Below are 12,413 nucleotides of genomic sequence, written 5' to 3'. Positions count from 1 at the left end.
CGGTAGAGTGACCGACATGGATTTCAGCAAGGGCCACGGCACCGAGAACGACTTCGTGGTGCTGCCGGACCCGGACGTACGCCTGGACCTGCGGGCCGACCGGGTCGCCGCGCTGTGCGACCGCCGCGCCGGCATCGGCGGTGACGGGGTGCTGCGGGTGGCGCGCACCGGGGCGCTGGTCGCGGCCGGGGTGCTCGACGCCGCGCCGTCCGGGGTCGGCGACGACGACTGGTTCATGGACTACCGCAACGCCGACGGCTCGATCGCCGAGATGTGCGGCAACGGCGTCCGGGTGTTCGCGCACTACCTGCGCGCCTCCGGACTGGCGAGCACCGACGAGTTCGTGGTCGGCAGCCGGGCCGGTGCCCGACCGGTGACCGTGCACCACTGCGACGCTACGACCGGTGAGGTCACCGTCGGGATGGGCGAGGTGCGTGAGCTGGGCACCTCGACGGCCACCCTGGCCGGACTGGACTGGACCGGGCTGGGCATCGACGTCGGCAACCCGCACCTGGCGTGCGTGTCGGAGACGCTCACCGCGGCGCAGCTGGCCGCCCTGGACCTGACCGCGGCCCCCACGTTCGACCGGGACCTGTTCCCGCACGGAGTGAACGTGGAGGTCCTCACCCCGCTGGTGGACGGCGCGGTGGACATGCGGGTCTTCGAGCGGGGCGTCGGCGAGACCCGGTCGTGCGGTACCGGGACCGTCGCGGCCGCCGCGGCGGCCCTGCGCGCCGCCGACCGTGCCGACGGCGAGGTGCGGGTGCGGGTGCTCGGCGGTGAGGTGCGGGTGACGATCCGGGACGGCGTCGCGCAGCTGCGCGGACCGTCCGTACTGGTCGCGTCCGGGCAGGTCGACGACGCGTGGTGGGCGGCGCTGGACACGGCCCCGGCCCGGTAGCTTCGCCTCGCCTCCGACCCGGCCGGTCCCGGCGCGCAGTAATGCGGATGCGCCGAGTCGGTCGGTCGTGGGACCATGGTGCCTGTATGACAAACACAGACGAAGTGACGAACGCCTTCGACGGCGACGGCTACGGCCCTGACGACGCCGCGCACGAGACCGACACCGACACCGCGCACGAGGCAGACGGTGTGCACGACACCGACGGTGCGCACGAGACACCCCGTGCGCGCGAGCGTGCCGCGCACGGCCACGACACCGATTCGACCGGGCACGACCCGTCGGTGGGCGAGATGCAGCTCGACGACCGCGCCGCGCTGCGCCGCGTCCGCGGACTGTCCACCGAGCTCACCGACGTCACCGAGGTCGAGTACCGGCAGCTGCGCCTGGAACGGGTGGTGCTCGTCGGTGTCTGGACGAGCGGGACCGCCGCCCAGGCCGAGGCCAGCATGACCGAGCTGGCGGCACTCGCGGAGACTGCCGGCTCCGAGGTGCTCGAGGGGCTGGTGCAGCGCCGCGACAAGCCCGACGCCGCCACCTACATCGGCTCGGGCAAGGCCAACGAACTGCGCGAGGTGGTGCTGGCGACCGGCGCCGACACCGTCATCGCCGACGGCGAGTTGACGCCGGCCCAGCTCAACGCGCTGGAGAAGGTGGTGAAGGTCAAGGTCATCGACCGCACCGCACTGATCCTCGACATCTTCGCCCAGCACGCCACCTCCAGCGAGGGCAAGGCGCAGGTCGCGCTGGCCCAGATGCAGTACATGATGCCGCGGCTGCGCGGCTGGGGTGAGTCGATGTCCCGGCAGGCAGGCGGCCGCGCCGGCAAGGACGGCGGCGTGGGAACGCGCGGACCGGGTGAGACGAAGATCGAGACCGACCGGCGCCGGATCCGCGAGCGGATGGCCAAGCTGCGTCGCGAGATCAAGGAGATGAAGGGCGCCCGCGACACCAAGCGCACGCAGCGGCTGCGCAGCGAGGTGCCGTCGGTCGCGATCGTGGGCTACACCAACGCCGGCAAGTCCAGCCTGCTCAACTCGCTCACCGGGGCCGGCGTGCTGGTCGAGAACGCGCTGTTCGCCACCCTCGACCCGACCACCCGCAAGGCGGAGTTCGAGGACGGCCGGCAGTACGTGCTCACCGACACCGTCGGCTTCGTTCGGCACCTGCCCACCCAGCTGGTCGAGGCGTTCCGCTCGACCCTCGAGGAGGTCACCGACGCGGACCTGCTGGTGCACGTCGTCGACGGGTCCGACCCGTTGCCGACCGAGCAGATCAAGGCGGTGCGCGAGGTGATCACCGGGGTGCTGCGCGAGACCGACGCCCCGGCGCCGCCGGAACTGTTGGTGGTCAACAAGATCGACGCCGCGGACCCGGTCACGCTGACCCAGTTGCGGGCCCTGCTGCCCGGCGCGGTGTTCGTCTCCGCGCGCACCGGGGAGGGCATCGCGGAGCTGCGCGAGACGCTCGCGGAGAGCGTGAAGTCGCCGGAGGTGGAGCTGACCGCCCTGGTCCCGTACACCCGCGGCGACCTGATGGCCCGAATCCACGCCGATGGGCGCATTCTCGGGTCCTCGCACGAGCCGGAGGGCACACTGGTGCGCGCGAGGGTGCCGGAGGCGCTGGCCTCCGCACTCCAGGAGTACCGACACAGCGCCTGACCGGACGGGAATCGACATGACGGAACCGGGCGCTGTTGCCTGTCTCGACGCCGCGGGCACCGCGGCCGGATCAGCCGGGCGCGCCGATGCGTAGCCGGCTGGTGGTGCTCGCGCTGGCGGTGGTCGGGTCCGCCGTGGTGACCGCGGCCCCGGCCGGGGCCGCGCCGGGCTCCGGCGGTTCCACCGGCTCCGCCGGTTCCTCGACCGGCTCGCAGGTGTCCGATGCTCGTTTCGAGACGCTCTGCACCCCAACCGATCCCGGGCTGGCGGAGATCTCCGGACTCGTCTCCACCGGGGACAGGATGTACGCGATCGGGGACAGCGGCACCGACGACGAGGTGTGGGTGCTCGACGACGACTGCCGGGTCACCGGCACGGTGGCGGTGCCGCCGACCCCGTTCGACGTCGAGGACATGGCCATGTCCGGCGGCCGGCTCTGGCTCTCGGACACCGGCGACAACGGCAAGGTCCGCCAGCAGGTGTCGCTGACCGACCTGGACCCCGTCACAGGGTCCGGCTCGATGCACCTGCTCACCTACCCGGACGGCCCGCACGACGCGGAGACACTGCTGGTCGGACGCGACGGCCGACCGGTGATCGTCACCAAGGAGGTCCTCGCGGCCAGCGGCATCTACCGGCCGGCCGGCGGCGCGACGCTGGACCAGCTCGGCGCGGGCCCGGCGCCGCTGCAGCGCGTCGGGCAGGTCGCCTACGCGCCCACCGACACCCCCGGCAGCCCGATGCCGGTCGCGGGGTCGATCCTGGTCACCGGCGGCGCGGTCAGCGCCGACGGCCGGGTCGTCGCGGTGCGCACGTACACCGACGTCTACCTTTACCCGGCGCCGGACGGCGACATCGCGGCCGCGCTGACCGGCGCGACGCCGGTGCGGGTCCCGATGCCGAACCAGCCGCAGGGCGAGGCCATCGCCTTCACCCCGGACGGCGACCTGCTCAGCGCCTCCGAGGCGAACGGCGGCCCGCTGCCGCCGGTCCAGATCCTGCGCGGCGCGACCGGGCTGGTCGACCTCCCCGCGTCGCCGCCCCCGGTGGCGGTCGCGGCGCAGGCCGACTCGGGCGCGTCGGGGCCGGTGGTGGCGGTCGCGGCCGGTGTCGGCGCCGTCGCGCTCGGCGCCGGGGCGCTGTGGTTCCGGTCCCGCCGGGACGCGTAACCGCGCTGACCCGATGCAGCCCGCCCACCACCTGTTGTCCACGGCGTCGCACCTGTCGGTGACCGGCCGATGGGCGCTGCTCGCGATGCTGGCGGTGGGTGCGCTGGGCGTGCTCGGACTGCTGGCCGCACTCGGCCGGATGCGACCGCGGGCGCTGGCGGTGGTCGCGGCCGCCGCGGTCGTGGGCACCGCCGGGATCGCCGCCACGGTGTGGGCGGCCTACCGGCCGTTGCCGCTGCAGCTGTCGGCCCGGGACTGCGCCGCCGTCGCCGCCGCCGTGCTCGGGATCCTCGCGGCCGTCGCCGTGCTGGCCCGGGCCCCGCGCTCGCGGCGCGCGGCCGTGGCGGTGCTCGCCGCGGCCGCGGTGTGCCTGTCCGCCGTCGGCGTCGTCAACCGCGACCTCGGCCGATACCCGACGCTCGGCGCGGCCGCCGGGCACCGGCCGCAGCAGACCGCCCACGACGTCGACTTCGCCTCGGTGCCGGGCCCGCAGTTGCGGGTCCAGTCGGGGCGGCCGACGTCGCGGTTCTGGCAACCGCCGTTGCGGCGGACCGCGGACGGCGTCCTCACCCACGTGGTGATCCCGGGTCCGGCCTCCGGGTTCGTGGCGCGGCCGGCGCTGGTGTACCTGCCGCCGGCCTACCTGGACTCGCCGCGCGCCCTGCTGCCGGTGCTGGTGCTGGTCGCGGGGAACCCGGGCAGCCCGGACGACTGGCTCGGCAACGGGCTGGCCGACTCGTTGACGGCGTTCGCCGCCGCGCACGACGGCCTCGCGCCGGTGGTGGTGGTGCCCGACGCGCTCGGCGCCCAGGACGCCGAGCCGCTGTGCCTGGACTCGCGGCTCGGCAACGTCGACACCTACCTGGCCGCCGACGTGCCGGCCTGGATCGCACAGAACCTGCAGGTCGACACGGACCCGCGGTCCCGGGCGATCGGCGGCTACTCGTACGGCGGGACCTGCTCGGTCCAGCTGTCCGTCAACCATCCCGACGTGTACCCGACCTTCCTCGACATCTCCGGCCAGGACGAGCCGTCGCTGGGCGATCACCCCGGTACCGTCGCGGCCACCTTCGGCGGCAACGAGGAGGCGTTCGCCGCGGTCAACGCCCGGGACGTGCTGGCCCGGCGCGGGTCGCCGGACGTGGCGGGCGTGTTCGTGGCGGGTGCCGAGGACGAGGAGTACCGGCCCCAGCAGCAGCGCATGTTCGCCGCCGCGCGCGCGGCCGGTCTGGACGCGCGCTACTACGAGCTGCCCGGCGGGCACAGCGGTCAGGTCTGGGCGCCCGCCCTGGCCGGCGAGCTGGACTGGCTGGCCCGGCGCACCGGGCTGCTTGCGGCGTCCGACTGATCCGCGCCGCCGCGGGTTCAGAGGGCGGTCCACGCTTGCGCGGGGAGATCTAGAGCTTGTAACCGATCGTGCGGAGTAGCGCCTTGCGGTCGGCGACATCGGCGCTCGTCTCCACGCCGGTTGGTGGGCGCCCGTCGATCACACCGGCGATGCCCCGGCCGAGCTCCGTCTCGGCCACGATGATCTCGACGGGGTTGGCGGTGGCGCAGAAGATGCCGCACACCTCCGGCACCTGCTTCAGCGTGTTGAGGATGTTCACCGGAAACCCTTCCTCGACGAACACGATGAAGGAGTGGCCCGCGCCGACCGCGAGCGCGTTGCGGGTGGCCAACTCGACGAGGCGGTCGTCGTTGCCGGAGCAGCGCACGAGGCGAGGGCCGGAGGCTTCGCAGAACGCCACGCCGAACCGGAGGTGGGGACTCACGCCGGCCAGTGCTTCGTGCAGGTCCTCGACGGTCTTGATGAAGTGAGCCTGCCCCACGACGACGTTCATGTCGTCGGGCTTGTCGATCGCCACGGTGTGCAGTTCCACGATTGCCTCCTCGGATGCCTACTTACGGGCAGGGGCGTCGAAGACAGTCTGCACCTCGCTCGGCAACGACGGCAACGACTGCGCCACCTTGCTCGGCCGCACCATCACGGTCGATGCCGACCTCACCGGTCGGTCGAGGCCGTCACCCGCAGCACCTTGTCGTCGTCGCCGTTGTCGGTGGTCACCAGGAGCGATCCATCGGGTTGGGCGACGACCGTGCGGATCCGGCCGTACGCGTCGGCCAGTTCGGGTGGCGCGGTTTCGGCGATCACGCTGCGACCGTCGGGTGCGAGACGGAGGAACAGCACCTTGCGGCCCTTCAGGACGCCGACGGCCAGGGCCCCGTCCCATTCGCCCCACTCCGGGCCGGTGACGAACGTCCCGCTGGCGGTGGCGATGGTGGCCGGACCCGAACTCCACACCGCGGAGATCGCCCCGGGTACGCGGTCCGGGTCGGTCATCGGCACGGACTCGTCGTAGGAGCCGTCGCCTGCGTCCGGGTTCCATCCGTAATTGCCACCGGAGACCAGCCGGTTCACCTCGTCGTCGCGGTGCGTGCCGTGCTCGACGGAGTAGAACTCCCCGGTGCCCGGCCGGATCGTCAGCCCCTGGACGTTGCGGTGTCCGAGGGTGTAGACGGCGCTGTCCGGGAACGGGTTGCCCTCGGCTGGTGCCCCGGTCGCGGCGTCGACCCGCAGCACCTTGCCGCCGAGCGAGCCGGGATCCTGCGGTGACGTCGCTTGGGTGGCATCGCCGGTGCCGATCAGGAGCGTCCCGTCCGGGAGCGGGAGGAGACGGCAGCCGCCGTGCCGGCCGCGACTGCTCAGCGGCAGCCCGGACACCAGGACGCCGGTGGGGGTCAGTGCGGTCCAGTGCTCGTCCACAGTCCAGGACTGCACCCGGATGTCGGCGGCCTCGCCCGCCGCATGACTGCGACACGAGTACAGGGTGCGGGTGGCGTCGAAGTCGGGGGCGAGGGCAATCCCCATCAGGCCGAGTTCGTGGTCGACGACGAGGCCGGGCAGATCTGCCGCCACTTCGCGGGCCGAGCCGCCCGGTCGCTTGACGACGAAGCGTCCGGATCGCTCACCGGTCAGCAGGGTGCCGTCCGGGGCGGTCACCACGTCCCACGGATGGTCGAGACCGTCGATCTCGGTGACCACGTCCAATGCAGGAAAGGATGTCGTACCGTCCGGACGCGGCGCGCCGCAGGCCGTCATCGTGGCCGCACAGCAGAGGGCGATCACCGCCCGGCCCCGGTAACGGTGTCGGTACCGCCGGGCCCGGCCCGGGCCGGGATCCGGTCGGGTGAAGGGTGAATACGGTAGGTGCGGTCGGGCCACCTCTCGATCATGGCAGCCGCAGCCCCGTCGGAACCGCGGTTCTCGCCGACGAATCCAACAGTGCCTCGGGTTGATCGCTCTGGGCGCCGCGCCAGGTGCGCGACATCGAATGGGTTCAGCTGTGGATGCCTTGGAGTGGATTCGCGAGGGGTACTTGGCCGGTGATCCGCTGCCCCGCTGCGTGGCGTATCGGTCGATCCCATCGTTGGACAGCTCCAGCATCCGTGACCGGCGGCGCTCGACGCCGCCGACCCTCAGAGAGCGCGGGAGCGGGTGGCGCAGGTCCTGCAGGGGTGGCCGAGCCGGGGGAGATGGCCCAGGATGAGGTGATGGACCCGGTCGAGGCGCTGCGGGAGATCGCGTACTGGCTCGAACGCGGGCGGGCCGAGACGCACCGGGTCAAGGCCTACCGTCGGGCCGCGGACATCGTGTCGGAGCTGTCGGTGGAACAGCGAGAACGGTTGGGCCGCACCGAGACCTGGACGGCGCTGAGCGGGATCGGGCCGAAGACCGCCGCCGTGATCGCGGAGGCGTACGCGGGCCGGGTGCCGCGGTACCTGACGGAGGTCAAGGAGAAGGCCGGTCAGATCGGGGTCGGCGGCCGCCAGCTGCTGGCCGCCCTGCGCGGCGACCTGCACACCCACTCCGACTGGTCCGACGGCGGCAGCCCCATCGAGGAGATGATGCGCCGGGCCGCACTGATCGGGCACGAGTACTGCGCGCTCACCGACCACTCGCCCCGGCTCACCGTCGCCAACGGGCTGTCCGCGGACCGGTTGCGTCGCCAGCTCGAGGTGATCGCCGAACTCAACGCCGAGCTGGCTCCGTTCCGCATCCTCACCGGCATCGAGGTCGACATCCTCGACGACGGCACGCTGGACCAGGAGGAGGGGCTGCTCGCCGAGCTCGACGTGGTGGTCGCCAGCGTGCACTCCAAGCTGTCGATGGACCCCGAGGCGATGACCCGGCGGATGGTCCGCGCCGTCGCCAACCCGCACGTGGACGTGCTCGGGCACTGCACCGGCCGGCTCGTCGAGGGCGCCCGCGGCACCAGACCGGAGTCGAAGTTCAACGCGGAGGTGGTCTTCGAGGCCTGCCGGCGGTTCGGCACCGCGGTGGAGATCAACAGCCGGCCCGAGCGCCGCGACCCGCCGGCCCGGCTGATCGCGACGGCGCTCGAACGCGGCTGCCTGTTCGCCGTCGACACCGACGCGCACGCGCCCGGCCAGCTCGACTTCCAGGGCTACGGGTGCGAGCGGGCCCAGGCGAGCGGGGTGCCCGCCGAGCGGATCGTCAACACCTGGTCCGCGGCGGAGTTGCTGGCCTGGACCCGGGCGCCGGCGGCCTAGAATTTGTCACTGTGACCAAGACTGACGACGGTGCCGCGCGCGGGCCGGCCGGATTCGGGTGGCAGCTGCACGGCGACGGCAAGAACATCACCGACGGCGAGGTGGTGGCCCCGCACGAGCGGCTGACCTGGCCGCGCACCGTGGGTATCGGCATGCAGCACGTGATCGCCATGTTCGGTGCCACGCTGCTGGTCCCGACGATCACCGGCTTCCCCGTCACCACCACCCTGCTGTTCTCCGGCATCGGCACCGCGCTGTTCCTGCTGATCACCCGCGGCCGGGTGCCCAGCTACCTCGGGTCGTCGTTCGCGTTCATCGCGCCGCTGACGGCGTCGGCGGCGCAGGGACAGGCCGCGCAGCTCGGCGCGGTGCTCGCGGTGGGCGTGGTGCTGATGCTGGTCGGCGTGCTGGTCAAGCTGGCAGGCGCCCGGTTCCTCGACGCGCTGATGCCGCCGGTGGTCACCGGCGCGGTCGTCGCGCTGATCGGCCTGAACCTGGCACCGTCCGCGGTCGGCTCGTTCGAGGCGCAACCGCTGATCGCCTTCGTGACCCTGCTGGCGATCCTGGTGGTCACCGCGGTCGGGCCGGGGCTGCTCGGTCGCCTCGGCATCCTCGTCGGCGTGGTCGTCGGCTGGGTGTTCGCCGCGGTCACCGGCGGCCTCGCGGACGAGCGGGTCGACGCGCTGCGCGAGGCCGCCTGGTTCGGGGTGCCGCACCTGCGCGGGCCGTCGTTCGACTGGTCGGTCATCGCACTGGCGCTGCCGGTGGTGGTCGTGCTGATCGCCGAGAACGTCGGCCACGTCAAGGCCGTGTCCGCGATGACGGGCAAGTCGCTCGACGACATGGCCGGCAACGCGCTGATCGCCGACGGGCTGGCGACCACACTCGCCGGCGCCGGTGGCGGTTCCGGCACCACCACGTACGCGGAGAACATCGGCGTGATGGCCGCGACCCGGGTGTACTCGACGGCCGCGTACTGGGTCGCGGCGGCGACCGCGATCGTGCTGGCGTTCTCGCCGAAGTTTGGCGCGCTGGTCTTCACCGTCCCGGACGGGGTGATCGGTGGCGCCACGCTGGTGCTGTACGGCCTGATCGGCATCCTGGGGGTGCGGATCTGGATGGAGGCCGAGGTGGACTTCACCGACCCGGTGAACCTGACGGTGGTCGCCGCCGCGCTGGTGGCCGGCATCGGCAACCTCACGCTCAGCCTCGGCTCCGTCGAACTCGGCGGCATCGCGTGGGGTTCGATCGGCATCCTGGTCGGCTACCCGCTGATGCGCGGGCTGGCCCGGCTGCGGAAGTAGCCGACCGTCCGGAATGCCGTGTCGGGTCACAGATGTCGATCGTTCGGGTCATCGACCGTCTCCGCGGGGCGGGCCTACCCTGGCAGCCAGGTAAGCCCGATCACACAGGAGCCTTGATGGAACGCACGCTTTTCGAGCCCGAGCACGAACTCTTCCGTGAGTCCTACCAGAAGTTCCTCGCGCAGGAGGTTGCTCCCAACCACGACAAGTGGGAAGAGCAGAACATCGTCGACCGCGAGGTCTGGAAGAAGGCGGGGGAGCAGGGCTTCCTCGGTATGGCGGTGCCCGAGGAGTACGGCGGCGGTGGCGTCGAGGACTTCCGCTACAACGCGATCATCACCGAGGAGACGACCCGCGGCGGCTTCAGTGGCGTCGGCTTCATGCTCCACAACGACGTCGTGGCGCCGTACCTGATCAAGCTCGCGAACGAGGAGCAGAAGCGGCGCTGGCTGCCCGGCTTCTGCTCGGGCGAGATCATCACCGCGATCGCGATGACCGAGCCGGGCACCGGCAGCGACCTGCAGAACATCAAGACCCGCGCCGTCCGCGACGGTGACCACTGGGTGCTCAATGGCTCCAAGACCTTCATCACCAACGGCATCAACGCCGACCTGGTGATCGTGGTCGCCTGCACCGACCCGGACAAGGGCGCGCAGGGCTTCTCGCTGCTGGTCGTCGAGCGCGGTATGGACGGCTTCGAGCGGGGCCGCAACCTCGACAAGATCGGTCTCAAGGCGCAGGACACCGCGGAGCTGAGCTTCACCGACGTCCGGGTGCCTGCCGCCAACCTCCTCGGCGAGGAGGGCATGGGCTTCATCTACCTGATGCAGAACCTGCCGCAGGAACGGCTGTCGATCGCAGTGGTGGCGGCCGCCGCGATGGAGTCCTGCCTGGAGATGACCATCCAGTACTGCCGCGACCGCAAGGCGTTCGGCAAGTCGATCGGCAGCTTCCAGAACACCCGGTTCGTGCTGGCCGAGCTCGCCACCGAGACCACCGCGGTCCGGGTTCTGGTGGACAAGTTCATCGAGCAGCTCAACCTCGGCAAGCTCACCGTCCAGGAGGCCGCGATGGCCAAGTGGTGGACCACCGAGGCGCAGGTCAAGCTGATCGACCGGTGCCTGCAGCTGCACGGCGGCTACGGGTACATGCGCGAGTACCCGATTGCCAAGGCGTACATGGACTCCCGGGTCCAGACGATCTACGGCGGCACGACCGAGATCATGAAGGAGATCATCGGCCGGGGCCTGAACCTCTGACCGTGGGCTGATCGCCCGGCGTCGGACGGCGGCGGGGGAGACGACCGAGGGCCGCGACGGGTATCCGTCGCGGCCCTCGGTGTGCACGCGGGTGTCGGGCTCCGCGGTCAGAGCTTGCGCATCACCGTGACGACCTTGCCGAGGATCACGGCGTCGTTGCCGGGGATGGGATCGAAGAGCGGGTTGTGCGGAAGCAGCCACACCTCGCCCTTGGTCCGCTTGAACGTCTTGACGGTGGCCTCGCCGTCCAGCATGGCCGCGACGATGTCGCCGTTGTCGGCGACGGACTGCTGGCGCACCACCACCCAGTCGCCGTCGCAGATCGCGGCGTCACGCATCGACTCGCCGACGACCTTGAGCATGAACAGGGTTCCCTGTCCGACGAGCTCGCGCGGCATCGGGAAGACGTCCTCGATGGCCTGCTCGGCGAGGATCGGGCCGCCGGCGGCGATCCGACCGAGCACCGGCACGAAGGTCGGCTTGGGCTGCGCCGACTCGGGGCTCTCGCCGCCCTGTGCGGCGTGCTCGAAGCCCGCCTCGGTGTTGGTTGCGGCCACGCCGTCGTCCAGGCCGCGCACGTCCACTGCCCGGGGCCGGTTCGGGTCGCGACGCAGGTAGCCCTTCTTCTCCAGGGTGCGCAGCTGGTGCGCCACCGAGGACGTGGAGGTGAGGCCGACGGCGTCGCCGATCTCGCGGATGCTCGGCGGGTAGCCGCGTTCGCTGACCGACGCGCGGATCACCTCGAGGACCCGCCGCTGCCGGTCCGTGAGCCCCGCCGTTCGGCTGGCGCCGGTGGCGGTCGCCGAGCCGTTGGAGCTTTTCTGCTTCATGAGAGGGCCTCCTGCGTAGCGCGATTCGAGCGGACTGCGTGACGTGTGCCTCGAATCTAGCGCGTTGTCCTGGTGTTTCCAAACATCTGTTCGACATTTTCTTCGTCGGTGCGCGACTTTGCCGGAACCGCGTGGTAGAAATCGAACATGCGTTCTTTCGAACGCGTGAACGAGAACTTGATCGAACCCGATCGACCTACCGGCGACGGTTCCGACGAGCGTGGAGGTTCTGATGAGCGTGACAGTCGACGGCAGCGGAGCGTTTCGCGAGCATCGCGGTCTCGCGCAGCGGGGTCTGGACCGGCGCCGTGTCGAGCGGCGCGGCCGGGCGAGGATCGATTCGCGCAGTCGGCCCGCCGGATTCGTCTCGTACGGCCGCGCGCGGGTGCCGGTGTCGGCGGCGCCGCACCGGGCCGCTCGCGACGGGGCCGGTCTCTCGGCGATGCTGCTCGGGGTGCTGGGCTCCGCGTTCGCGGTCGTGGTCCTCGTCGGGCTCGGCTGGTCGGGTCCGCAGTCCCTGCCCACCGAGACGGCGGTGGTGCAGGTACGTGGCGGCGAGTCGCTCGGCCAGCTCGCGGCCCGGGTGGCGCCGGCGGCGCCGGTGGGCCGGATGGTCACCCGGATCGTCGAGCTCAACGGGTTGGCCGGGGTGGGCGTGCAGGCGGGGCAGTCCCTGGTCGTGCCGGTCGACTCGGTGGGCTGAGGTGGGGATCCGCG

General features: G+C 71.8%; 11 protein-coding genes. 8 read left to right on the top strand and 3 right to left on the bottom strand.

All coding sequences use genetic code 11. From position 1 onward, the window contains the following. The first annotated feature begins 16 nt into the window (after positions 1 to 16). The 4 genes from dapF to ACFO6S_RS04185 all read left to right on the top strand — a co-directional run bounded on the left by dapF (position 17) and on the right by ACFO6S_RS04185 (position 5,079). Positions 17 to 901: a diaminopimelate epimerase gene (gene dapF / locus ACFO6S_RS04200; protein ID WP_378414431.1), complete on the top strand. Its 885-nt coding sequence runs from the start codon at positions 17 to 19 to the stop codon at positions 899 to 901. Positions 902 to 987: 86 nt separating this feature from the next. Next, positions 988 to 2,562: a GTPase HflX gene (hflX, locus tag ACFO6S_RS04195; protein ID WP_378414429.1), complete on the top strand. Its 1,575-nt coding sequence runs from the start codon at positions 988 to 990 to the stop codon at positions 2,560 to 2,562. An 86-nt stretch (positions 2,563 to 2,648) separates the two neighbouring features. Beyond that, positions 2,649 to 3,731 carry a hypothetical protein gene (locus tag ACFO6S_RS04190; RefSeq protein WP_378414427.1) on the top strand — a complete coding sequence of 361 codons (1,083 nt, stop codon included), beginning with the start codon at positions 2,649 to 2,651 and terminating at the stop codon, positions 3,729 to 3,731. A gap of 13 nt (positions 3,732 to 3,744) precedes the next feature. Then, positions 3,745 to 5,079: an alpha/beta hydrolase gene (locus tag ACFO6S_RS04185; protein WP_378414426.1), complete on the top strand. Its 1,335-nt coding sequence runs from the start codon at positions 3,745 to 3,747 to the stop codon at positions 5,077 to 5,079. A gap of 49 nt (positions 5,080 to 5,128) precedes the next feature. Here ACFO6S_RS04185 and ACFO6S_RS04180 read toward each other — a convergent pair whose 3' ends face one another. Then, a complete protein-coding gene (locus ACFO6S_RS04180) occupies positions 5,129 to 5,611 on the bottom strand; it encodes an adenosine-specific kinase (protein ID WP_378414425.1) in 483 nt (160 codons plus the stop codon). 122 nt (positions 5,612 to 5,733) lie between these two features. Beyond that, a complete protein-coding gene (locus tag ACFO6S_RS04175) occupies positions 5,734 to 6,831 on the bottom strand; it encodes a PQQ-dependent sugar dehydrogenase (RefSeq protein ID WP_378415215.1) in 1,098 nt (365 codons plus the stop codon). Between the two features lie 452 nt (positions 6,832 to 7,283). Between ACFO6S_RS04175 and ACFO6S_RS04170 the strand changes: the two genes are divergently transcribed. The 3 genes from ACFO6S_RS04170 to ACFO6S_RS04160 all read left to right on the top strand — a co-directional run bounded on the left by ACFO6S_RS04170 (position 7,284) and on the right by ACFO6S_RS04160 (position 10,866). Next, complete coding sequence (locus tag ACFO6S_RS04170) at positions 7,284 to 8,303, top strand: PHP domain-containing protein (RefSeq protein WP_378415213.1); 1,020 nt, start codon at positions 7,284 to 7,286, stop codon at positions 8,301 to 8,303. 11 nt (positions 8,304 to 8,314) lie between these two features. Beyond that, positions 8,315 to 9,607 carry a uracil-xanthine permease family protein gene (locus ACFO6S_RS04165; RefSeq protein ID WP_378414424.1) on the top strand — a complete coding sequence of 431 codons (1,293 nt, stop codon included), beginning with the start codon at positions 8,315 to 8,317 and terminating at the stop codon, positions 9,605 to 9,607. Between the two features lie 116 nt (positions 9,608 to 9,723). Continuing rightward, positions 9,724 to 10,866 carry an acyl-CoA dehydrogenase family protein gene (locus ACFO6S_RS04160; protein WP_378414423.1) on the top strand — a complete coding sequence of 381 codons (1,143 nt, stop codon included), beginning with the start codon at positions 9,724 to 9,726 and terminating at the stop codon, positions 10,864 to 10,866. 107 nt (positions 10,867 to 10,973) lie between these two features. Here the strand turns inward: ACFO6S_RS04160 and lexA are convergent, their stop codons facing one another. After that, positions 10,974 to 11,696: a transcriptional repressor LexA gene (gene lexA, locus ACFO6S_RS04155; protein ID WP_378414421.1), complete on the bottom strand. Its 723-nt coding sequence runs from the start codon at positions 11,694 to 11,696 to the stop codon at positions 10,974 to 10,976. 232 nt (positions 11,697 to 11,928) lie between these two features. On the opposite strand from lexA, the gene ACFO6S_RS04150 reads away from it, so the two are divergent. Beyond that, a complete protein-coding gene (locus tag ACFO6S_RS04150) occupies positions 11,929 to 12,399 on the top strand; it encodes a LysM peptidoglycan-binding domain-containing protein (protein WP_378414419.1) in 471 nt (156 codons plus the stop codon). Positions 12,400 to 12,413: the final 14 nt, after the last annotated feature.

Source organism: Rhodococcus kronopolitis (genome assembly GCF_042654025.1).
Taxonomy (GTDB): domain Bacteria; phylum Actinomycetota; class Actinomycetes; order Mycobacteriales; family Mycobacteriaceae; genus Rhodococcus_G; species Rhodococcus_G kronopolitis.
This window is presented reverse-complemented; position numbering and strand designations above follow the sequence as displayed.